Source organism: Sphingosinicella sp. (assembly GCF_013911755.1).
GTDB lineage: Bacteria > Pseudomonadota > Alphaproteobacteria > Sphingomonadales > Sphingomonadaceae > Sphingosinicella.
On record NZ_JACESP010000008.1, the window covers coordinates 55,896 to 78,139 of the forward strand.

General features: G+C 62.8%; 23 protein-coding genes and 1 pseudogene. 7 read left to right on the forward strand and 17 right to left on the reverse strand.

The genetic code is table 11. The features are described 5' to 3' along the window. The first annotated feature begins 15 nt into the window (after positions 1 to 15). From H2052_RS07625 to H2052_RS07635, 3 genes are read left to right on the forward strand one after another with little or no spacing between them, the layout of a single operon-like run. Positions 16 to 738, forward strand: coding sequence for a HupE/UreJ family protein (locus H2052_RS07625; RefSeq protein ID WP_293779809.1), 723 nt, complete (start codon positions 16 to 18; stop codon positions 736 to 738). A gap of 16 nt (positions 739 to 754) precedes the next feature. Then, positions 755 to 1,387 (forward strand): transmembrane anchor protein, encoded by a 633-nt coding sequence (locus H2052_RS07630; RefSeq protein ID WP_293779811.1) that lies wholly within the window; start codon positions 755 to 757, stop codon positions 1,385 to 1,387. A 60-nt stretch (positions 1,388 to 1,447) separates the two neighbouring features. Beyond that, positions 1,448 to 2,782, forward strand: coding sequence for an MFS transporter (locus H2052_RS07635; RefSeq protein ID WP_293779813.1), 1,335 nt, complete (start codon positions 1,448 to 1,450; stop codon positions 2,780 to 2,782). 106 nt (positions 2,783 to 2,888) lie between these two features. Here the strand turns inward: H2052_RS07635 and H2052_RS07640 are convergent, their stop codons facing one another. Both H2052_RS07640 and H2052_RS07645 read right to left on the reverse strand, forming a co-directional pair. Then, entirely contained in the window at positions 2,889 to 3,104 is a 216-nt protein-coding gene (locus H2052_RS07640) for a conjugal transfer protein TraD (protein ID WP_293779815.1), read from the reverse strand. A 16-nt stretch (positions 3,105 to 3,120) separates the two neighbouring features. Continuing rightward, a complete protein-coding gene (locus H2052_RS07645; protein ID WP_293779817.1) occupies positions 3,121 to 3,444 on the reverse strand; it encodes a conjugal transfer protein TraD in 324 nt (107 codons plus the stop codon). A gap of 174 nt (positions 3,445 to 3,618) precedes the next feature. On the opposite strand from H2052_RS07645, the gene traA reads away from it, so the two are divergent. From traA to H2052_RS07665, 3 genes are all read left to right on the forward strand, one after another. Beyond that, a complete protein-coding gene (gene traA / locus H2052_RS07650) occupies positions 3,619 to 6,486 on the forward strand; it encodes a Ti-type conjugative transfer relaxase TraA (RefSeq protein ID WP_293779819.1) in 2,868 nt (955 codons plus the stop codon). Positions 6,487 to 6,495: 9 nt separating this feature from the next. Further along, positions 6,496 to 7,002 (forward strand): hypothetical protein, encoded by a 507-nt coding sequence (locus H2052_RS07655; protein WP_293779821.1) that lies wholly within the window; start codon positions 6,496 to 6,498, stop codon positions 7,000 to 7,002. Between the two features lie 626 nt (positions 7,003 to 7,628). Continuing rightward, positions 7,629 to 8,243, forward strand: coding sequence for an extensin family protein (locus H2052_RS07665; RefSeq protein ID WP_366484348.1), 615 nt, complete (start codon positions 7,629 to 7,631; stop codon positions 8,241 to 8,243). A gap of 294 nt (positions 8,244 to 8,537) precedes the next feature. On the opposite strand, the gene H2052_RS07675 is transcribed toward H2052_RS07665, so the two are convergent. The 8 genes from H2052_RS07675 to H2052_RS07710 all read right to left on the reverse strand — a co-directional run bounded on the left by H2052_RS07675 (position 8,538) and on the right by H2052_RS07710 (position 15,368). Then, entirely contained in the window at positions 8,538 to 8,804 is a 267-nt protein-coding gene (locus H2052_RS07675; RefSeq protein ID WP_293779825.1) for a DUF2171 domain-containing protein, read from the reverse strand. Positions 8,805 to 8,936: 132 nt separating this feature from the next. After that, the gene (locus H2052_RS07680; protein WP_293779827.1) at positions 8,937 to 9,932 is read right to left on the reverse strand and encodes a YihY/virulence factor BrkB family protein; all 996 of its coding nucleotides are present in this window, start codon (positions 9,930 to 9,932) and stop codon (positions 8,937 to 8,939) included. Positions 9,933 to 9,936: 4 nt separating this feature from the next. Further along, positions 9,937 to 10,548, reverse strand: a complete 612-nt coding sequence (locus H2052_RS07685) for an NAD(P)H-dependent oxidoreductase (protein ID WP_293779829.1) — start codon at positions 10,546 to 10,548, stop codon at positions 9,937 to 9,939. A gap of 116 nt (positions 10,549 to 10,664) precedes the next feature. Then, positions 10,665 to 11,336, reverse strand: a complete 672-nt coding sequence (locus H2052_RS07690) for a DedA family protein (RefSeq protein ID WP_293779831.1) — start codon at positions 11,334 to 11,336, stop codon at positions 10,665 to 10,667. 31 nt (positions 11,337 to 11,367) lie between these two features. Then, entirely contained in the window at positions 11,368 to 11,649 is a 282-nt protein-coding gene (locus tag H2052_RS07695; protein WP_293779833.1) for a hypothetical protein, read from the reverse strand. Beyond that, positions 11,649 to 14,183 carry a cbb3-type cytochrome c oxidase subunit I gene (locus H2052_RS07700; protein ID WP_293779835.1) on the reverse strand — a complete coding sequence of 845 codons (2,535 nt, stop codon included), beginning with the start codon at positions 14,181 to 14,183 and terminating at the stop codon, positions 11,649 to 11,651. Before H2052_RS07700 ends, H2052_RS07695 begins: the two co-directional genes overlap by 1 nt. Then, entirely contained in the window at positions 14,180 to 15,148 is a 969-nt protein-coding gene (coxB, locus tag H2052_RS07705) for a cytochrome c oxidase subunit II (protein ID WP_293779837.1), read from the reverse strand. The genes H2052_RS07700 and coxB overlap by 4 nt, the downstream gene beginning before the upstream one ends. Then, a complete protein-coding gene (locus H2052_RS07710; protein ID WP_293779839.1) occupies positions 15,111 to 15,368 on the reverse strand; it encodes a c-type cytochrome in 258 nt (85 codons plus the stop codon). The genes coxB and H2052_RS07710 overlap by 38 nt, the downstream gene beginning before the upstream one ends. On the opposite strand from H2052_RS07710, the pseudogene H2052_RS17860 reads away from it, so the two are divergent. Beyond that, positions 15,367 to 16,134: pseudogene (locus tag H2052_RS17860) on the forward strand (c-type cytochrome); the annotation flags it as partial. The gene H2052_RS07710 and the pseudogene H2052_RS17860 overlap by 2 nt on opposite strands. 13 nt (positions 16,135 to 16,147) lie before the next feature. On the opposite strand, the gene H2052_RS07720 reads toward H2052_RS17860, so the two are convergent. The 7 genes from H2052_RS07720 to H2052_RS07750 all read right to left on the reverse strand — a co-directional run bounded on the left by H2052_RS07720 (position 16,148) and on the right by H2052_RS07750 (position 22,242). Continuing rightward, the gene (locus H2052_RS07720; protein WP_293779843.1) at positions 16,148 to 16,819 is read right to left on the reverse strand and encodes a cytochrome b; all 672 of its coding nucleotides are present in this window, start codon (positions 16,817 to 16,819) and stop codon (positions 16,148 to 16,150) included. After that, positions 16,816 to 17,544: a cytochrome c oxidase assembly protein gene (locus H2052_RS07725; RefSeq protein ID WP_293779845.1), complete on the reverse strand. Its 729-nt coding sequence runs from the start codon at positions 17,542 to 17,544 to the stop codon at positions 16,816 to 16,818. Before H2052_RS07725 ends, H2052_RS07720 begins: the two co-directional genes overlap by 4 nt. A gap of 26 nt (positions 17,545 to 17,570) precedes the next feature. Then, the gene (locus H2052_RS07730) at positions 17,571 to 18,164 is read right to left on the reverse strand and encodes a phosphatase PAP2 family protein (protein ID WP_293779847.1); all 594 of its coding nucleotides are present in this window, start codon (positions 18,162 to 18,164) and stop codon (positions 17,571 to 17,573) included. A 14-nt stretch (positions 18,165 to 18,178) separates the two neighbouring features. After that, the gene (locus tag H2052_RS07735; RefSeq protein WP_293779849.1) at positions 18,179 to 19,477 is read right to left on the reverse strand and encodes a sorbosone dehydrogenase family protein; all 1,299 of its coding nucleotides are present in this window, start codon (positions 19,475 to 19,477) and stop codon (positions 18,179 to 18,181) included. Next, on the reverse strand, positions 19,477 to 19,890 hold the full coding sequence (locus H2052_RS07740) for a DUF2231 domain-containing protein (RefSeq protein WP_293779851.1): 414 nt from the start codon (positions 19,888 to 19,890) through the stop codon (positions 19,477 to 19,479). The genes H2052_RS07735 and H2052_RS07740 overlap by 1 nt, the downstream gene beginning before the upstream one ends. A 494-nt stretch (positions 19,891 to 20,384) precedes the next feature. Beyond that, complete coding sequence (locus H2052_RS07745; protein ID WP_293779853.1) at positions 20,385 to 20,954, reverse strand: hemerythrin domain-containing protein; 570 nt, start codon at positions 20,952 to 20,954, stop codon at positions 20,385 to 20,387. 76 nt (positions 20,955 to 21,030) lie between these two features. Further along, a complete protein-coding gene (locus H2052_RS07750) occupies positions 21,031 to 22,242 on the reverse strand; it encodes a zinc-dependent alcohol dehydrogenase (protein ID WP_293779855.1) in 1,212 nt (403 codons plus the stop codon). Positions 22,243 to 22,244: the final 2 nt, after the last annotated feature.

A 22,244-nucleotide genomic window follows, 5' to 3' on the forward strand; every position in this document is an offset into this window, starting at 1 on the left:
TCAGGAGACTATTGCATGTTTACTCGCACGATCGCGCCGCCGTGGATGTCCACCCGGAGGCTCCTGCTCGGCGTCAGTTTGATCCTCCTGACCCTCGCTGCGGGCGCGGAGGCCTGGGCACATAATGTCGCCGAAGGCGACAAGGGCTATATTCAGGAAAGCACCGGCTTTCTCTTCTGGCCCTTCGTCTATCTCGGCGCCAAGCACATGGTCACCGGCTACGACCATCTGCTCTTCCTCTTTGGGGTCATCTTCTTCCTTTACCGGATGAAGGATATCGGCCTCTATGTAACGCTGTTCGCGATCGGTCATTCGACGACGATGCTGTTCGGCGTCCTGAGCGGCATCAGCGCCAACGCCTATATCATTGATGCGATCATCGGCCTTTCGGTCGTTTACAAAGCGCTCGACAATCTCGGTGCCTTTCAGCGCTGGTTCGGCTTTCAGCCGGACACCAGGGCCGCGACGCTGATCTTCGGATTCTTCCATGGCTTCGGTCTTGCAACGAAGATCATCGAGTTCGAGATCGCGAACGATGGGCTGATCCCGAACCTCCTTGCGTTCAACATCGGGGTCGAGATCGGGCAATTGCTCGCGCTCGCCGCAATTCTCATCCTCATGGGCTACTGGCGCCGAACCTCAAGTTTCATGCGTCACGCCTTCGCCGCCAATGTGCTGCTGATGACCGCGGGCTTCGTGCTCGTCGGCTACCAGCTCGCCGGCTACGCAATCAGCTAATTCAAAGGAATCCGCCATGTTCAATTCCCAGCGCCCCCGTCTCGAAGACCTGCCGACCACCGGCCAGCTCCTTCGCGCAACTGGCCTTGCCATCATCAGTGCAGGTGCGATTCTGATCGCAATCGTTCTTCCCAGCGAATATGCGATCGACCCGACCGGCGTCGGGCGACAGCTCGGCCTGACGAAGATGGGCGAGATCAAGACTCAACTCGCAGAAGAAGCGGCACGTGATGCCGTGTCCGAAACCATGGCCCCTACGACCACGGCCGTACCGGCTGTGACCGAAGCCCCCACCGCCGCTGCGTCGACCGTTGCCACCGCGCAGCGGTCCGACACGATGACGCTTACCCTTGCGCCCGGCGAGGGCGCCGAGATCAAAGCGAAAATGACGAACGGTGCGCGTCTCGCCTTCGACTGGTCGGTTGAAGGTGGTCATGTCAATTTCGACACGCACGGCGATCCCGAAAATGCGCCGCGCGGTTTCTATCATGGCTACGGCAAGGGGCGTGAGTCGACCGGCGAGAAGGGGGAACTCGTCGCCGCTTTCAACGGCACGCATGGCTGGTTCTGGCGCAACCGCTCGGGGAGTCCGGTGACCATCACGCTGCGTACCGAAGGCGCCTATAGCGAAATTCGCCGCGTCGTCTGAGGACGCAGGCGTGACCTCCGGCCGGCCGGCTCGGCCGGAGGCATAGCAAGGACCAAAGCCATGCTCGATGTGCTTTCGAACCGGACGTATCGCCACCTCTTCCTCGCGCAGATCATCGCGCTCGTCGGCACGGGCCTCGCAACGGTCGCGCTCGGGCTTCTCGCCTATGAAATCGCGGGGGCGGATGCGGGCGCCGTGCTCGGCACCGCGATGGCAATCAAGATGATTGCCTATATCGGCATCGCTCCTGTCGTCGGTGCCTACGCGAACCGCCTGCCGAGGAAGACCTTCCTTGTCGCGATGGATGTGGTTCGCGGACTTGTCGCCTTGATACTCCCCTTCGTCGACCAGGTGTGGCAAATCTACATCCTGATATTCATTCTCCAGTCCGCGTCGGCGGGGTTCACGCCGTCCTTCCAGGCAACGATCCCCGATGTCCTGCCCGACGAGAAGGCGTATACGAAAGCACTGTCGCTCTCGCGGCTTGCTTATGACATGGAAAGCCTCGCAAGCCCCCTGCTCGCTGCGGCGCTGCTCGGCATCATGAATTTCCACTGGCTCTTCTCGGGCACGGCGATCGGCTTTGCCGCCTCGGCGCTACTCGTGCTGTCAGTGACCTTTCCGCAGTCCGAAGCGAAACCCGCAAGCGGCGGCATCTACGACAGAACGACGCGCGGCGCCCGCCAATATCTGAAAACCCCCCGCCTGCGCGGCCTTCTCGCCGTTACGCTTGCTGCTGCCGCAGCGAGCGCAATGGTCATCGTCAACACGCCGGTGCTCGTTCGCGGCGCGCTTGGACTCGGTCAAAGCGAGGTTGCGATCACGTTTGCAGCCTTCGGCGGGGGCTCAATGATCGCAGCGTTACTCCTGCCGCGCCTTCTCGACCGCACGACGGACCGCAGCGTCATGATCGCCGCGGCAGCTTGCATGAGTGTCGTGCTCGCACTGCTTGCCGCCTCATGGTCGCTTGCCAATGCACCGGGCCACTGGCCGACCGTCCTCGCGGGCTGGTTCGCGCTGGGGCTCTGCTATGCCGCGAGCATCACCCCAGGCGGCCGGCTGCTGCGGCGCTCGTCAGGCGCAGAGGGCCGCCCCGCATTGTTCGCAGCACAATTCGCGCTCAGCCATGTCTGCTGGCTCATCGCCTATCCCCTCGCTGGCCAGTTCGGTGCGCGCGCCGGCTTGGGCACGGCGTTCGGCGCAAGCGCGGCGATGGCGTTCGTCGGCACGTTGGTCGCGTGGTGGATCTGGCCACGGAAAGATCCCGAAATCATCGAGCATCGTCACGACGACTTGTCCGCCGACCATCCGCATCTTCGAAAAGAACACGCCGGAGGCACCGCTGGGCATCCTTACATCATTGACGAGCTGCACCGCAGTTGGCCTGATCACTGATTGCAGACGCATGCTACGTTTGGAGCGTCGAATGCAGATGCTTGTTGGAACGATTTTTCCGCTTTCCGGATGTGACCAGCTCAGAAAAGCGGGTGCGAAGTCGATGTCATGTCTGGTTCTGCTCGGCTTCGAACGCCCGTTTCCCCTTGCGCCGCCACAGCGCAACGACCGCGCCGCGCCGCTCCCTGTCCGCCTGCTGCACGAGCCCGAGCAGCGCCCCGTAGATCGCCGCCCTGTCATCCTCGACGAGCACGTCGAGCCTGGCCTTCACGACGAGCCCGCCGAGTTCGATGAGCCGGCGCGTCCGCTCGCGGCGCTTCACGACCCAGTCCCGCGTATCAGCCCGCGTCCGCCGCGCCTGTAGCCGATTGCGGAGAACGCGGAGCCGCTTCTCGGCGCGCAGTAGCCTTCGCAGTGCCAGCCTGAGCCTGTTTCCCGCGCAGAAAGAAAGCCGCGCCCGCCGTGCGCCATTCCTCCCTCTGTACCATGTCGGTGGCCGCGGCGGCGGTGATCAGCACGCCCGCAAGCACATCGGCCCCAAGCGTATCAGCACCAGTCGCGGTGACGAGCTGCCCAAGCTCTCTCAGCTTCCGGTCCTGAAGCGCCTTGGCCTTGTCAGCAAGCAGCTTCATCTCAGCATCATAGTCACGGGGCCTGCGCATGGGATGTAGTCCTTCCATTTGCGGTGATGTGCCCGAGGCTACGAGTCGTTCTGGCGCGCGGTAAAGAGGCCGAACCTTGGTGAGACCACCCGGTCCCTCGCGAGATTCGATCTTGTGAGGGCGCGCTTATACGTCGTGCCGACGTGGCTTGCCGGGTGTAGATCGTGTGCCGCCATGGCAATCTATCACTTCAGCGCGAAGGTCATCAGCCGGAGTACCGGCGCGAGCGCGCTTGCGTCCGCCGCGTACCGCTCGGCCTCGCGGCTGCACGACCAGCGCCTCGATCGCCATCACGACTTCACGAACAAGGCCGGCGTCATCCACTCCGAAGTGATGCTGCCCGAGAACGCCCCTGAGCAGCTTCGGAATCGCGAAGCGCTCTGGAACAGCGTCGAGGCCGCCGAGGTGCGCAAGGACGCGCAGCTCGCCCGCGAGGTCGAGTTCGCGCTGCCAAGGGAGCTGGAACAGGCGGACGCCGTTCAGGTGGCGCGCGAGTTCGTGCGAACCGAGTTTGTCGAGCGCGGCATGTGCGCAGACCTCAATGTCCACTGGGACATCGGCGCCGACGGCATGGCGAAGCCCCACGCCCATGTCATGCTCACCATGCGCGAAGTGGACGCGGACGGCTTTGGCGCCAAGGTGCGCGACTGGAACAGCACGCAGCTGCTGGAACATTGGCGTGAAGCCTGGGCTCAGCACCTCAACCGCGCGCTCGCCGAGCGCGACCTCGACATCACCGTCGATCACCGTAGCCTCGAGGCGCAGGGCATCGATCTCGAGCCGCAGAACAAGATCGGCCCGGCAGCATCGCGCATGGCGGACGTAGGGCTCACCGGAGAGCGTCTCGACGAGCACCGCGCCATCGCGCGCGCCAACGGCGAACGTATCCTCAAGCAGCCCGAGGTGGCGTTCGATGCGCTGACGCACAGCCAGGCGACGTTCACGCGGCGCGAGCTTGCGATGTTCGTGCACCGACACAGCGAGGGCAAGGACCAGTTCGACCGTGTGCTCGCCGCCGTCGAAGCCTCGCCGGAGCTTGTCGCGCTCGGGAAAGACGGCCGCGAGCAGGAGCGGTTCACATCCCGCGCGATGCTGGAGACCGAGCAGCGGCTCGAGCAGGCCACGGAACGCCTACAGAAGCAGGACAAGCACGTCGTCCGCGACCTGTTCCGCGACCATGCTGTCGCGCGCGCCGAGCGGCACGGTCTTGTGCTCTCGTCCGAGCAGCGCGCAGCGCTCGACCATGTCACCGAGCCCAAAGGCCTCTGTGTCATTGTCGGCTATGCCGGAACGGGAAAGTCGGCGCTGCTCGGCGTGGCGCGCGAAGCGTGGGAGGATGCCGGCTACCGCGTGCGCGGGCTCGCGCTCTCCGGCATCGCCGCCGAGAACCTCGAAGCAGGGTCGCGCATCGCGTCGCGCACGATCGCCGCGCAGGAGCACGCCTGGGCAAACGGCACCGATCGCCTGACGTCCCGCGATGTGCTCGTTATCGACGAGGCCGGGATGATCGGCACGCGGCAGATGGAACGCGTGCTGTCACATGCGAGCGAGGTCGGTGCGAAGGTGGTGCTCGTCGGCGATCCGCAGCAGCTGCAGGCGATCGAGGCGGGCGCGGCGTTCCGCTCCATCCATGAGCGTCACGGCGGCGTCGAGGTCACCGAGATCCGCCGCCAGCACGACGCCTGGCAGCGCGACGCCGTGCGGCAGCTGGCGACGGGCAGAACCCAGGAGGCGATCCAGGCGCTCAAGGAACATGACCGTGTCCATGCAGCGCCGACCGAGGCCGAGGCAAAGAAACAGCTCATCGACCGCTGGGACAGGGACCGGAAGGCGCAGCCGCAGAAGAGCCGGCTGATCCTCGCGCACACGCGCGCCGACGTCGCATCACTGAACCCACTCGCGCGCCAGCGCCTGCGGCTTGGCAAACAGCTCGGTGATGACGTCCGCGTCGAGACCACCAAGGGGCCAAAGCCGTTCGCGCGCGGCGACCGGGTGATGTTCCTGCGGAACGAGAAGAGCCTAGGGGTGAAGAACGGCTCGCTTGGGCGGGTCGAGAGCGTGGGCCCCGCGCGCATGGCGGTGATGCTCGATGACGGTAGGCCCCTGCAGTTCGACACGAAGCTCTACACCGACATCGACCATGGCTATGCCGCCACGATCCACAAGGCGCAGGGCGTCACCGTGGACCGGTCCTATGTGCTCGGAACATCAGGCATGGACCGGCACGGCGCCTATGTGGCGCTGTCGCGCCACCGCGAACGGGTCGATCTCTACTACGGCAAGGAGACGTTCAAAAACGAGCAGCAGCTGATCCGCACGCTCGGCCGTGACCGCGGCAAGGACATGGTCGGCGACTATGGGCCGGTCGCAGACAAGGCCGAGGCGTTTGCCGCGAGACGCGGCATCACGCTCCGGGAGCGGGTCAAGGCGATCACGGTCAAGGTCCGCGACATGTTCGAAGGGCTGCAGCTCAAAAGCACGCCGATCCAGGCTCCGCAGCCCCAGCTGGAGCCGGCGGTCGAGCAGTATGCGCGCACCGTGCACAAGGTCCGCGAGATGGGCATCGCAGGCGTGCCGATGAGCGAGCCCTTGCGCGCCATGCACGAACGCGACGAGGCCGCGCTCGATGCGATCCGGCCCGTCGCGGCGCGCGACCTTCGGAATGCATGGCGCGCGGACCTGAAGCTCCTCGACACGATGGCGCGCGGCGATGTGCGGCAGGCGCGTGCTATCCTCGATGAGGCCGAGCGTGTCCGCAGCGATCCCGCGTACCGCGCCGACCGGTTCGTCGCGGAATGGACAAAGCTCAGGAAGCAGCAGGAGCACGCCCGGTTCTGGGGCGAGGAGCACAAGCTCCCGAAGATCAACGCGGGCATGGCGGGACTTGCGAAGAGCCTCGAACGCGATGCGCAGATGGAATCCCTGCTGCGTCCTCGTGCCCGCGAACTCGGGCTCGGTATCGGCATGGAACCGGCGCGCGGGCTGTCCCGGGAGCTCTCAGACTGGTTCGGCCTCTCGCGCGGGCGGGGTCTTAGCCGTTAGGTTCAGACCATGGCAACCGACTCATCCCCGGCAGAGGCGTTCGAGGCGCTCAGGCGCGAGGTGGCGCTGCTCCGCCGCGCGCTCGAAGGGCTCGCCGCCGAGCAGAAGGCGCAGCCCGATTACAGCGGCGTGCTCACGGGCATCGGGGAGCGGATCAAGGAACAGAACGCAACGCTCGGCGCTATGGCCAAGGCGCCTGCGCTTCAGCTGACCCCCGAGGCGATCGGACAGCACATCCTGCGCGCCAGCCAACAGGTGCGCGCAGAGGAAGCCCGGCTGCTCGGGCACGCGCAGAACGGTATGGCGGCAGCAGCGCGTCAGATCGAGAGCGCGCTTGCCACCGCGCGGACGGCGCAGGACCAGCAGCGAGCCGTCAAATGGTACGCAGCGGCCGGCGCTTTCGTCGGCGCAGTGCTTATGCTGTTGGCATCGCTGATTGCGCCGGTTCTAGAGGCGCAAATTCAAGACGTCGCAGTCACCACCAATGCGATTGATGCCTCATATCGGGGGCATTAGGAGGGACATCTTGTACAAATACATTCTTTAAATATTTGATTTTACATTGTGATTATTAAAATTTCACTTTCCTCCGTCTCCGCCAAGAAGGGACTGTAAGCATTTGCTTTTTCACAGAAACTTGTAATTTCGGTCTGTAGTGCCAACTTGGCGCCAACTCTCGCGCCTCGTCGCAGGTTTTAGTGGGAGGGTCCCACACGCACTGATTCGCGCTTTAGTTTTTATTTTAATCGTCCGCACATATTGTTCAGTCGAGTGTGGACTCCAAGCGGGCGCGGAACTGGGGCAAGGCTCGCCCGAAATCAGCAAGACCGGCAAACTTCTCCGCTTCGCGAGCTCGGTAGTGGACGTGAGAGCGGCATTGCTTGCGCCCGGGCGCGTTCTCATCTGCGCACGACGGAAATTTCCGGTTGTTTCGCTGGATTCCTGCTCCAACTTCGGAACTCTTCGACGTCCCCCAACATTGAACGACGGATGGAACAGCCCAACCTACTCGACGGCTCCGCAATGCTCTGCAGCGCGCGGCGTTACTAGGGTTCGCGTTGCGCCCCGTCATTCTTTTTACGGTTCTTTGTGCGGGCGCCTTGCTCGCCGTCAGCTATTTGTCGGAACGTTACCCCGAGCATTTGCCTTGGACCCCGCTTAAACTCACACAGCCGATCGGATACTTCACGCCCTTCAAGCTCGCTCAGAGCCGGACGGATTTTGCCGCGTGTCGTGAACTGCTCACAGAAGCAGGCGTCCCTCACATGATTTTGCCGCCCGTCCACCAAGGCTCAGTGTGCGGTTACACAGATGGAGTTCGCAGCACTGGCAGGGTCGGTATTCGCTATTCGCCCACCGTTTCTGCATCCTGTGTGGTTGTGGCAGGGCTTCACGTGTGGGAGCGCGAGGTCGTACAGCCCGCTGCGAGGCGACATTTCGGGCGACCAGTTTCCGACGTAAAGACATTTGGAACCTACGCTTGCCGGCGTATCGGCGGCGGCTCCCGAGGCCGCTACTCCCAACACGCTCACGCTAATGCGATCGATATTGCCGCTTTCACCCTTGAGAATGGGCCGGATGTGAGCATTGCCGCCGACTGGCACGGGGGCGGAGCAGAAGCCGCTTTCCTTAGGGAGGTGCGGGACGGGGCCTGTCGCCTTTTTGGTACGACTTTATCCCCCGATTATAATGCCGCGCACCACGACCACCTCCATATTGACCAAACAGCACGAGGCGGGTCCACGGTTTGCCGATAGCCCCGTCGTACGCCGACTTCGCTCGTAAGAGGACTGTTTCTTTGTCCAGAGTGCTTGCAGCCTTCTGTGAAGTCGCGGCCCACAGAGCTGCCTATCACGCGGGAATGCGCCGGCCCACTGCAGGAGGCAGTTCTTGGGGCGTTTCGTGCGGCCTATCCTGGTCGGGTTCGTGGGGTACGATTTCGGGCGGGCTCTTTAATGGCTCATCCGGGGGAACAACCGGCGGCGGGGTTTCGGGCGGCGATTGCGGCTCGATCTTGTCCGGCTCTGGCAATCCCGGGTGCGTGGCCATTTTTATCGATTCCGATCGGCAATTGACCTGCCGTCTTCTTCCTCTTCCAGAAGAACCGCATTGTCCCCGTTTGCCGATAGCCGTACCTTCCCGTTTTCTACCGCCGCGACCAGTCCTGCGGAAACGTAATGATGATGATTGCCGTGCGACCCGCTGTCCGCTTTCGTGAGCTTAATACGGTCACCCTCAACCTGGTCGACCGTGCCAATGTGCACCCCATCGGCGCCGACCACTTCCATGTGCTCGGCAATTTTGTTGAGGTCGGTCATCTCTTATTCCTTTCCAGTGTCGGCAAATCCAACGCCCGCTCGGGTCTCGCCATTTGCTCAAAGATGCATCCGAAACGCGCCCAAGGGGCATATCGTTCCTCTCGGATCCCCCTCCTACAACGTTGCTGACCGTCATGATCGCGTGTTCCGAGACAAACCGGACGACGGATAGATATTCGCAGCCACGCTCATGTCGGCGACAACGGCGCCGCGCCGCCCGAGGGGACGCGGGACACCCGTCGTGGTGTCGCAAGCGGTCTGACGCTCTGCCTCGGCATTGACGAGTCCGCCTAGGAGTACCGCATAGGCGGACACATAAAGCCAGACGAGCAAAACCACGACGGCCCCCAGCGATCCGTACGTGGCCTGATAGGAAGCGAATTCGGCGACATAGAGACCAAATCCCAGCGTCGCAGCCAGCCACAACAGCGTGGCCAGAACCGACCCGAGCGTCAACCACCGCCAGTGCGCGTCTGCCCGGTGCGGCGCAAAGCGGTACATGGCGGCAATGGTAAAACTGCACAGGAGCGCGGCGGAAAACCAGGTGACGCCTCGCATTGCGTGCGCTGCAACGGGTCCAAACCCCTGCGCGAGCTCTCGCGCAAAACCGAGAGCCGAGGCCGCGAGCAGACCAAAGATGCCGAGGAGCACAGCCCCCACCACCAGAACCGCTGAAACGGCCGCACTGCGAACGATGCCCCGCACATCCTGCTCATCGTAAATCACATTGAGCGCCGCCATCACGGCGCGCGCCGCCCGGCTCGCACCAAAGATCGAGATGCCGAGGGCAATCGCTAGACCAAACCCCTTTTGCGCCGCCGCGGCGCGCGTGAGATTGAGCAATTGCTCGTAGATCAGCCGCGCCGCGTCCATTGGCACGAGATCGATGATGAGGCGCATATGGGCCGCGACTGTGGCCGGATCCGCGACGAGCCCGTAGCTCATCACCAGCGCCCCCAGCAGCGGCACGAATGACAGGAACGCGTAGAAGGCCACACCCGCTGCCATGAGCGAGAAATTGTCCGCTCTATTGCGACGCCAAACACGCAGAAGGATTTCACGCCAAGCCCGCGCCGGGAAAGCGAGAGGGGTGCTCGCCGTGGCGCCGCGTTCGGAAGGGGTCGGCACCTGCTCAGATTCCGGGGTACGTCTCGTCCTTCAACGCGGCGGCAAGGTGAACCGCGTTGGATGCAAGTGTCTCGGCCATCTGCCGCACAGTCTGTGGGAGCTGCTTGAGATCCTGGAAATCCGTCTTGCCCATGGCTTCCCCCACCCAGTAACAGGCGGCGTTCGCCGGCAAGGTCCACCCGACATCATTCAACGCCTGGAAAAGCTGCGCTGTCACGGCATGCGCGCCGTCCTCATTGCCGACAATCGCGACGACGGCCACCTTGCCGCTGGACGGCATACGACCTTTATCATCCGTTTCCCCCAGAAACGCGTCCATGCGTTCGAGCACGCGCTTGGCGACGCTGCTTGCCTGTCCAAGCCAAATGGGGGTTCCGAAGACAAGTATGTCGGCACCGAGAATACGGGTCCGCATGTCAGGCCAGGCATCGCCCTGCCCCTCGTCCGATGTGACACCGGCGCGCACGTCGTGCGCCGCAACACGGATCGTGCTGGCAATTGCCACGTCACGAGCCCTGAGTGCGTCCGTAACAACGCCGATCATGACATCGGTCGAACTTGTGGTGGTCTCTTCGCTTTTCAGCGTACAGTTGAGCGGCTGAGCGCGCAGCTTCATAAAGATGACTCCTGCTAACCGATCTAGAAACCATCGGCGTGGCAGATGTTCCCTGACTCTGGATCAGCGTTCGCAGGTGCAGGATAAGCTCTGCGGGTCAGACGGTGCGGGCGACATCAGACACGATTTTGATCCGAAGTGGCAGCCTCCCGTATGCGCGGCTTGAAGGTGATGACGCGGTAAACATAAAAAACAAGCAGCCCACCCATGATGGCCGCACTGACAGGTCCCAGGTATTTTTCAATCTGCGTATATTCTGAACCCAGCCAGAACCCGCCGGCCGCCAGAAGGCTTGTCCAGATGCCCGCCCCTAAAATGGTGAGCAGCGCAAAGCGCAGCGGCCGCATCTCGAAAATTCCGGCCGGAATGGAGACGAGCGTGCGAAGCCCCGGGACCACGTGCGCCAGCGGCACAGCCCATTTGCAGTGACGCGTGAACCAATCTTCGAGATCGTCGATCTGCGCGGCCGAAATCGTCAGCCAACGACCATGCCGGCTCGCTAAGCGGCGCAGCCGATGCCCGCCCAATCTGCGGGCCAGAGTGTACCAGAGAAAGGCGCCTGCGGTGGTTCCGATGATACCCGCCACAATCACGCCGACAATAATGAGATCACCCGACCCCGACGTGAACCCAGCAAGCGGCATGACAAGTTCGGAAGGAATCGGCGGAAACACGTTCTCGGCGAGCATGAGAAGCGCGACCCCCGCATAGCCGAGGTCCTCGATGAGTTGTGTGATCCAGTCGTTTATCGCCGTGTTCCTGAAATGTGCGGGACGTTTAACGATCAATTCATGACGGCGTTACGAGTTCCCGCCGCCGTCACACGAGAGCGGCCGGCAGCGCTTGCCAGAGTATTGCAACGACGGAGAGTGAAACGCCAAGAAGCGCGAGCGAGCGCATCCAGCGGGTGAGTTCGACGTCCGCCTGCACTGAGACGACGCGCACGAACAACAGCGCATTCAACACAAGACACAGCAGGGTGACGGCGACGGTCAGCAGTCGCGCGGTGTCGCTCGTGAGAAAAATGCTGGCAACTGCATAGAGCGCGAAAAAATGAAGCGCCCAGACCAGAAGCCCACCAAGGAAAAGCGTCCACGACATCAGGCCGCGCCCGGAAAGAGCCGTGTCAGCGAAGCGGCAAGGCCGCCTTGCGCGCCGGTGTAGGCCAGAAAGAGCACGACGAGATCCATCGTGTTGCAACGGGGGCGGACCAGCAAACCCCGCGCATTCCGCGCCGAAACATAGGCAGCCATGAGCATGCAGACGGCGATAAGCGCGCCCTGCTGCGCAAGAAAGGCGGAGACCACGGCCCCCTGCCCGCTTGCGCTCGGCGCGAGCCCGGCTTCAGTCCAACTTCGGATATCCAACGCGAAGGTCCCAAGCAGCAGAACGGCCGCGCACACGACGAGGACACCGGGCGTCCAGAGATGCGTTGCCGGCCGCGCGAGCATTCGCCGGGCAAACAATGCGAGGCCCGCGCCGCCACCGTATCCGGCGAGCAGTGGCACAAGCGACGCCGGTGGCGGCGGAGGCGTCCAGAAGGCGGGATGGATACCGTAGAGATACAGATAGGCGAACGCCGTCATGACAAACATCATGCCGATCACGATGAGGAGGATCACCATCGCCCACCAGCCGTGACTGTCGGAGCCCGTGCGATACGTCGGCACGCGAACCCCCGCACCGATATCGACCTCATCTGCTTCCACTTCGCGGTCAGTGTCCCAAAGCCATCGCATCATGGCGAGCACGCCGAGTACACCCGCCGCGAAGCCCGGCGTATAAGCCTGGACGGTGAGAAGGAGGAAGAACGCGGCCGTGAAGATCGCTGCGAGCAGTGGCCACGCCGATGGGCCAGGCATGATCTGGAGATATTGCGGCTCAGCACGCAGCGGGCTGGTGATCAGCGTTTCACGCCGGCCGGTTGCAGTGCCCGGGAGGAAATAGCGTCCCTCCGCTACGTCTCGCGGGAGATCAGGATCATCCCACAGGGGCTCGCGGCTCCTCACCACAGGAATGCTTCGCGCCGAGTAGAGACCTGCTGGCAGCCATTCGAGCGTCCCCCCGCCGTAGACGTTTCCAGCCCCGCCTTCCACTGTGAAGCGGAAGTTCCGTGCCGCATCCACGAGGAAGACGAGCACGCCAGCGGCAATCGTGAAGGCGCCCACCGTCGAGACAAGATTGGTGAGCTCGAGATCACGGCCAGGCAAATAGGTATAGACCCGGCGTGGCATGCCCATCATCCCAGTGAGATGCATCGGCAGAAACGTCACCTGCATGCCGATGAACATCAGCCAGAATGCCCATTTTCCCCAGGTTTCCGAGAGCGCCCGACGGCTCGTCATCGGTGTCCAGTAATAGAAGGCCGCGAACATCGGGAAAACCATGCCACCAATCAGGACATAGTGGAGATGCGCGACGATGAAATAGCTGTCGTGCGCCTGCCAATCGAACGGCACGAGCGCTACCATCACGCCGGTGAGCCCACCCATCACGAAGGTGACGAGGCCGCCGAGAAGAAACAATGTCGGCGTGTTGAAGCGCGGTTTGCCCAGCGCGAACGTCGCGATCCAGGAAAACACCTGGATGCCGGCCGGGATGCTAACCGCCATGCTCGCGGCCGAAAAGAAGCCGACTGACAGTGTCGGCATGCCCGTGGTGAACATATGGTGCGACCAGACGCCGAAGCTGATGAATCCCGTAGCGAGAAAGGCGAGAACCACGAGAGTGTGCCCGACCTGCGGCGTTCGCGCGAGCGCGACAACCATCATCGAAACAAGGCCCGATGCGGGAAGAAAAATAATGTAGACTTCGGGGTGCCCGAAAAACCAGAACAGATGTTGCCAGAGCAGGGGGTCGCCCCCGCGCGTCGCATCGAAGAACGGCCAGTTGAACGCGCGCTCGAGTTCCAGAAGCAGGGTACCGAGGATGACGGCCGGAAATGCGATGATGATCATCACGGCAAAGACGAGCATCGCCCACGCGTAGACGGGCATCTTTTCGAGCGTCATCCCCGGCGCACGTGTGCGCAGCACGCCGACAATGATCTCGATCGCGCCCGCGATCGCCGAAATCTCGATAAAGCCGATCCCGAGCAGCCAGAAATCGGCGTTGATGCCCGGCGAATAGGTCGTGCTGGTGAGCGGCGGATACATGAACCAGCCGCCGCTCGGTGCGAGGCCGACAAAGAGCGATGCGAAGAAGCAGAGGCCGCCCACAAAATAGGCCCAGAACGCGTAGGCAGAGAGACGCGGAAATGGCAGGTCGCGCGCCGCAAGCATCTGGGGCAGCAGCAGAACGCCGAGGGCTTCCATTGCCGGCACCGCAAACAGAAACATCATCACGGTGCCGTGCATCGTGAAGAACTGGTTGTAGGTTTCCGGCGGCAGCATGCCCTGAAGCGGCAGAGCGAGCTGGACCCGCATCGCGAGTGCCAGAATGCCTGCGAGCAGGAAAAACAGAAATGCCGTAGCGACGTAGAAAAACCCGATATAGTTGTTATTGACTGCGGTCAGCAGTTCCCATCCCTGGGGAGCACGCCAGACGTGTTCGAGCGCCTCGAGCTCGCCTTTTGGACGCGCCTCGCTGGAGGGCAGGCGTTTGTAGGCCGCCGGATCGAACCCGGTTTCGCTCACGTCTGCGCCTCGAGATAAATCGCAAGCGCTTCCAGTTCCTTGCCGCTGAGCACCTTGTACGGCGGCATCCGGTTGCCCGGCTTGATCGCCTGACTATCCCCGATCCAGCCCATCATCGTGCCCCGATTGTTGGGCAGGATCCCCGCCCCCAGCGACCGGCGCGAACCGACGTGTGTGAGATCGGGACCAGCCGTTCCGTTCGCGGTGCCAGCGATGCGGTGGCAGGCCGCGCAACCGCTTGAGCGAAACAGCTCCGCTCCCGCAGTTTCCCGTGCGCGCGCCTTGGGAGCACTCCGTTCCGCCATCAGACGTTCGAATGCCGCCGGCGTGTGCGCGACCACGACGAACCCCATCAGAGCGTGCGGACCCCCGCAATATTCAGCGCATTGCCCGCCGAATACCCCGGGGGCCGTCGCCTCGATCTGCATGATGTTGCGGCGGCCCGGGATCATGTCGAGCTTGCCCGACAGACGCGGTACCCAGAAGCTGTGAATGACATCGTTCGATTCGAGTTCGACGACGACGGGCCGGCCCGCGGGAATGTGAAGCTCGTTGGCGTCGCGCATTTGAACGCGCCCGTCCGCGCCGAGATAGTCGACACGCCACCACCACATTTCTCCCGTTACGCGCACGCGCATAGCGCCGTCCGCGGGCGATGCCGTGAGGTGCCGCGTAAGGGTCAGCCCGTAAATCAGCAGGGCCGTCAGCACGACGACGGGAAAAACGATCCCACCCGCCCAAATGACCGCCTTGCCGCCGAGCCGTGCCCGCAAGCGCTGCGATCCGAACAGCGCTGCCCACAGCGCAGCCAGCACGATAATGAGCACGAGGATCGCCATGGCGACCAGCACCCAAGATAGGGTCGCGATCGATCCAGCATAGGGGCCCGCCGGATCGAAAACCGGCGGCGGCCAGCCGGCGAGCGCCTCAGGCGTCATCGAGCGTATAAAGATAGGCGGCCACATCCGCTGCTTCCCTTTCGCTCAGCGGCATTGCCGGCATCGTGGTATCCGCAAGCAGCGCAGGCGCATTGCGGACAAAGCGGGCGAGCAGGTCCGGACGGTTCGGCAGGCGGCCGGCGATGAGCCCCTGCCGGGCAAAGCCGGCCAATGCTGGGCCGACGCTGCCCTCCGGCCAGGAAATCCCGGGAACGCGGTGACAACTCGCGCAACCAACGCGCGTCATGACAGCGCGTCCCCGCTCCACATTTGCCTGCGGCAGCGCATGCCGTGCGTCAGGCGGCGGCGCGCAGGCGAGAACAGCCGGCAAGAAAATCCATGCTGCCCACGCGTTTGGCACCCGTGTCCCCAATGTTGCACCTGTCAAGTCGTCGCAAGGCGGAACCAATTCAGCTGGCGGAGGTTCCGCAGAAATCGTGTTCGCCCCGTCCATCAGCCCAGGAAGTCTTTCCACCCTGTGCCTGGTGTTTGCGACGGGCTGCGGCATCGCCGAGCGTACCGCTGCCGACCGCTTTACCGAGACCGGCGAACTGATTGCGCTCAGCGGCGGCGACGCAGGCGCCGCGAATGCCTGCTTCACCTGTCATGGTCGCGACGGCCAGGGCAACGGTGCCGACACCCCCCGTCTCGCCGCGATCGATGCAGGCTACCTTGCTGCGCAGCTCGAGGCCTATGCAAGCGGCAGGCGCAAAAATGCCCGCATGGAAAACATCGCGCGCAAGCTGACGCTGGATGAATTGCGGATGGTCGCCGCTTATTATGCCTCGCTTCCCGCTCCGGTTCGCGTAGGCACGTCTTCCGATGGACGCGGTCGGAAGCTCTATCATGAGGGCGATTCCCGCCGCGGCATTCCCGCCTGCGTAACATGCCACGGAGCCGATGGGAGCGGCGTCGGTTCCGCTAACCCGCCACTCAGCGGTCAACCGGCCGCCTATCTTGCCGAACAGATTGCCGCATGGCAACGCAGCGATCGGCGCAACGACCCCGAAAATCTGATGTTGGACATCAGCCGGCGCCTTTCTCCAGAAGAGGCCGAGGCTGTCTCGGCGTATGCTGCTGCTCTGCCTTTGGGTCCTCCTCGTCCGGAATCTCGGGGAGCATCCCTCGAAGGACATCGTGGCGATCCCAGAAATGATGTTTCAGTGCCGCTGCCACGTGCAGCGGCACCAGGACGGTGAGTACAACGACAAGAACAAGGTGTATGTCCTCGGCAATGTCCATAATCTGCCAGCGCAGGACCAGCGGCAGCGAGTCGAACGGCAGCTGAGGCCACGGAACCACGCCTGCAAGATAGAGCGGCCCCGGCTCGGCGATCGCCGACCACATGACCCAACCGCTCAAGGGCAACCCGAAGAAGCAGACGTAAAACACCAGATGCGTGATATGGGCGAATTTGGTCTGCCAACCCAGCCGGTCCGCATCATTGACCGGCCCTGGAATCATCAATCTCCACACCCCCCGGCCAATCGCGAGGACGAGGATCACCAGACCTACGGCGCTGTGGACCTCATAGCCGGCCAGTTTGCCGCCGCCTGGCGGAAGAAATCCCACATAGGCGCCCCAGCCGAGTTGAAAGATCACGAGCGCTGCCATGACCCAGTGGAAGGCGATGCCCACGGGTGAATAGCGGCTGCGTTCGGTATGCCGCTTCGCCCAGCGTCGAAGTGCCGCGATCACGAACGCCCCACCACCTGCTCACTGGCGACCCAGCGCATGAATACATACAGGGCCGCAGCGAGATAGAGGCCAGCGGCCGGCACCCACATTATGAGCCCGGCGAGTTGCTGATCCTCGAGCGGCGACAGGCCCCACACCTGCGGTCCGAGAAGATGCGGCGCATAAAACGGATAACTGCTGAATGTCAGCAACGCGCCGAGCAGTCCCATCTGCACCATGGCCATCAGCAGTGCCGCGACAGCGTGGAGCGCGGGTGCACGCTGTACTGCGGCCCAGAAACCGGCTGCGCTGCCGAGCAAGGTAACTTGCATCACCCAATAGGCCGCGTCGTGCGAAAGCGCCCATGAATAGGCGGCGGGCGCATGCCAGAACCAGAAGATAGCGACATGCGCTGCGGTCCAAATGCCGACTGCAGGGCGCTTCGCCCCGGGCCATGCCACCGCGAGCAGCGGCGCCAGCACCGCCGTGAGCAACACGTGGTGGACCGCTCTTGCCGAGAACAGCGCGGACGTGAGCGCACATAGCGGTGAGACAAACAGCACGGCGGCAAGCGCTGTCGCGCCCAAAAGATTCAGACGCGCCGCCTCATCAGTTCGCCGCCAGACGATCCCGACAACGAGCAGGAGAGAAATAAGGACGAGCGGATCCATGTTCCACCGCTGCCATATTTCGGCAGGCGCCGGCGCCGCGCCGCAATAGGGAAACCAGGGATGCGTGATGTCCAACGTCGCTGCTCCCCTGCCCTGATCCGTTATGCGTGAACCCCGGCCGTGCCGCGCGGTTCCGAGCACACCGGGCGCGAAGGCCTGCTTAGCCGCTCGGCCAGAAAGCCGAGAAGCACGCCCGCGGCGACGTCGCTCGCGAAATGCGCCTTTCGCGGCAGCTGCAGCAAGCCGACGATTAGCGCGCCCGTCAACGCCAGCGGTGCCCGTTCTGGAAACACGTGAGCAAATGCCCGCGCGACGGCGACAGCGCCAGCCGTATGCCCCGAGGGAAAGGATTGGAGCGCGTGGGAAGACGACGTTCCCGGCTCCATCCTGTATGTCCGGTCTTCAAGCAGCGCTGTCGGCCGCGTGCGGTTGACGCTGCGCTTCCCGAGCGTCTTCAGAACGATCGCGACAAGTTCGGCGCGCGCCATGCGGAAACCTGCGTCGGCGACACGCCGCTTCGATGCGGCGATGCCGTACAGCGCCGTCAGTGCGGCAATGCCGAGCAGTGGGGCCTCGTCGCCGATCTTGCCTATATTTCCGAGTACTCGTCCGGCGGGGCTGTCGTAGAATCCGGCAGCTGAGTGCGTAATGGCGATATCGACCTTCTCAATGCGGTTGAGCGGCGCATCTTCCATGCCAATGTCCCCGGTCACTGGGCGACCGGCGATGCGGCAACCGGAGCAACGCGCCAGACCGTGTTCGACAGATCGTCGGCAACGAACAGCGCTCCCCGCGGATCAACCGCGACGCCGACGGGACGCCCACGGGCCTCACCATCGCTCAGGAACCCCGTGACGAAATCCACCGGCTTTCCGGCCGGACGCCCCTCTCGGAATCGCACGAAGACGACCTTGTAACCGCTGAACGATCGACGGTTCCAACTGCCATGCTCGCCGACAAATACGCCCTCGGCGAACGCCTGACCCAGCGCCGGCATGGAGAAGGCGAGACCGAGCGGAGCGACGTGCGAACCCAGGCTGTAGTCTGGGCGGACCGCCGACGCGACCATTTGCGAATCCTGTGGATGAACGCGCGGATCAACGTGCTGCCCCCAATAGCTGTAGGGCCAACCGTAGAACGCGCCTTCGCGAACCGCGGTCATGTAATCCGGAACGAGGTTCGCGCCGAGCTCGTCGCGTTCGTTCACCGCCGCCCAAAGACGCCCCGTTCGCGGCTCAATCGCCAGCGCGCTCGGATTGCGGAGACCCGTGGCATAGGGGCGGTGTGCGCCGTCCTCAGGGTCGATCTCCCAGATCATCGCGCGGTCGACTTCGGCGGCCATCCCCCTCTCCGTGATGTTGCTGTTGGAGCCGATCCCGACGTAGAGGCGGGATCCATCCGGCGAAGCCGCGAGCGCTTTCGTCCAGTGATGGTTCAGCGCCGAAGGAAGGTCTGTAACCTTCCTGCCGGCAGCCGTTATCCGGGTCTGCCCTGGCGTATAAGGATAACGGTAAAGTGCGTCCTGATTGGCAACGTAGAGTGAGCCGTCGACGTAAGCGAGACCATAAGGCGCGTTCAAGTCGTCCAACAGTATCGTTCGCAGTTCAGCGCGGCCATCCCCGTTCGTATCGCGGAGCAGCGTGATCCTGTCGCCGCCCTCCACATCGCTATGTCCACGGCCTTTGATGATGCCAGCGATCACGTCCTTGGGACGGAGCTTTGGGGCCCCACCGCCGCTACCTTCGGCAACCAGAATGTCCCCATTGGGGGCAACCAGAATTTGCCGTGGTATACGCAGATCGGTCGCGAGCGCAGTGATCACATAGCCGTCCGGTACAGTCGGCAGGGCGCCCCTCCAACTTGCCGGGGTTGCGATCTGCATGGCCGGAACCAGGCCCGTCTGCTGCTCTGGAAGCCGCGGCTCGCCACCGTACTGGGCCACGTCACCTTCACTGCCGCACGCGGCAAGCGAGGCTACACACAGAGCTGCGTATAGGAATTTTCCCATCAGACTGAGTCCCCCTGCCCTGCCGAAAAGGTCAGCCAGGCCGCTGCGATCGCCAACGCCGCGGTGAGAACAGAAAGAAACAAACCGGTTCCGGTGACCGAGTACCAGGCATCACGGCTGTGAAGGAGGATGTTGATAAGGCCCGTTACGAACATTGCGAGCCACAAAAGTACGATCACGATCGCGCGCCTGCGCCGAGTGCGCGCAATATCCACAATCGCCCATGCCAACGTCGGCACACCCGTCAGGAGACCGCCCACGATGAGCCATGCTGAAAAATTCGACCACTGAATCTCTGCCGTTTGCAGATAGGCTACATCCGCCGGAATCACGCTCGCAAACAGCGCGAGGGGGAAAGCAACGACGATGGCCTGCAACGGATGCGGACGCTGTGGCGAAACCCCCGATCTCATGCGTGTGCTCCTTTGATGCTCGGGCGCACAGGTCGCGTCTGCGGTACACGTGGCCCTGCATGGCCAACCGACCGGGCGCACAAAAGTTGCATAGCACCTTTAATTTGTCCGGAAATTCCGCACTTGCGCAAAGGAACTATCGGCTGTGCCGACGTTTAAGAGCGGCATCTACGCTTTTCGGGAGAAGAACGATGTCCAAAGCACGGTCACCACAGCAATCCAAAGCGACACATTCGCTACCCCGGCGAGGGCCGCTCGGCGACACCATTCCCGAAAGTGAGGACTATGGAACCGTCGAAGGTGGTGAGCCTCAAGAGCGCGTCGAGAAGCGCCCCAACATTGGAACAGTGAAACCGGATGAATATCCCGACCCTGCGCGTCTCGAGAAGGGAAACCCACGCAGCCGTTGAGCTCCTTTGCCGTTCAGGTGCGGTTACTGCCGGGGAAAAAGCGCTGTTGCCCGGCAATACCCAACCCGCACGCCGCTTGATGTCTCAGGCGAGTTTCATGCCTTCAAGATTCATAACATAGGTAAGATGCTTGTTCCCCGCCTCGCCCAGCGCCTTGTGAAGCTCGGGAAACAAACGGCTTTCCTCGTCCTCCATGTGCGCTTCCAGCTCGCCGCGGAACGCCCTGACCTTCTCGGACCATTGTGGCTGATCGCTCGGCAACTCGGACAGTTCGAACAACTTCTGTTTCACGTAGCCGTGCTCGTGATTGAGATGGTCAGCCGCTTCAACATCGCCGTGCTGCCGCAATGCCGGATAGACGACGTTTTCCTCCTGAAATGCATGATGCGCCAATGCCGACTTCAGCTTTCGCAACAAGGTGCGGCGCTGCAGCCTGTCTCCATTGTCGGTGCGCTCGATCGCATCGAAAATTCTTAGCACCGCACGGTGCTCAGTTTTGAGGCCATCCAGCCAGTCCCCCTTTACAGCCGTCATCGATTGCACGGCAGCCTTGCGACCCATGGTTGCGGCCAATCCCGCCAGCAGGCCCGCTGCAGCAGCGCCAAACATCGCGCCGCGTCCGTAGTGAGGTGGGGTGTTAGGTACGTCGTGCATTTCAGGTCTCCTTTTCTCTATTCATTTCAACGAGTGGTCCCCGCGCGGCTCCCACTCGCTGCATCGGTAGTCGGGACTAAAGAGCTGGAACCGTGTTCCCTCCGCCGAGCGGCAAATCCGGCTTCAATATGATCTTCGTTGCCTGGTCCTGTTCGTCATGGAAAAGCCTGTACCCTTCCGGACCCTCGTCGAGCGGAAGGCGATGGCTGATGAGGAATGTGGTATCGAGCTTGTCCTCGGCGATCGCCGCATAGAGCGCAGGCAAATAACGCTGCACGTGGGTCTGGCCCGTTTTCAGCGTCAGGCCCTTCTCCATAAGTGCGCCGAGCGGAAATTTGTCCACAAAGCCGCCGTACACCGCCGGCATCGATACGCGTCCGCCCTTTCGACACGCAATGATCACCTGGCGGATTGCATGCGCACGATCTGTCCCGAGGAACGTCGAAACCTTGATCTGATCGAGGATGTTGTCGGCAAACGCGCCATGCACCTCAAGCCCGACACAGTCGATGCAAGCGTCGGGACCGATACCCCCCGTCATTTCCATCAGCGCCTCGTAGGTCTTCGTGGTTTCGAAATTTATGATCTCGGCGCCGAACTGGCGCGCGAGTTCGAGCCGGTTTGGAAAGTGATCGATCGCGATCACGCGCTCCGCGCCCATCACGAAAGCGCTCTGGATCGCAAACAGTCCCACCGGACCACAACCCCAGACAGCAACGGTGTCACCCGGTTCGATCTCGGCGTTCTCGGCAGCCATCCAGCCGGTCGGCAGAATGTCAGTCAGGAACAATACCTTCTCGTCCGGGATGCTGTCGTCTGGAATGACGAATGGTCCCACATCCGAATAGGGCACCCTCACAAGCTCAGCCTGCCCGCCGGCATATCCGCCGGTCATGTGACTATAGCCGAACAGCCCTGCCATCGGATGGCCATAGAGTTCGCGGGCGATGTCCTGATTGTCCGCAGGATTCGAATTGCCGCAGGCGGAAAACTGCTGCTTCGAACAATGATAGCATGCGCCACAGCTGATCGTGAACGGAACCACGACGCGCTGCCCGATTTGAAGCGTGCTGCCCGACCCCACGTCTACCACTTCCCCCATGAATTCGTGGCCGAGGATGTCTCCGGCCTTCATCGTTGGAATGTAACCGTCGTAAAGGTGCAGGTCAGACCCACAGATCGCCGTGGAGGTCACGCGGATGATCGCGTCGCGGGGGTTCACGATTTCGGGATCGTCAACCGTCTCGACGCGGATATCATGTTTGCCATGCCAGGTGACAGCGCGCATCG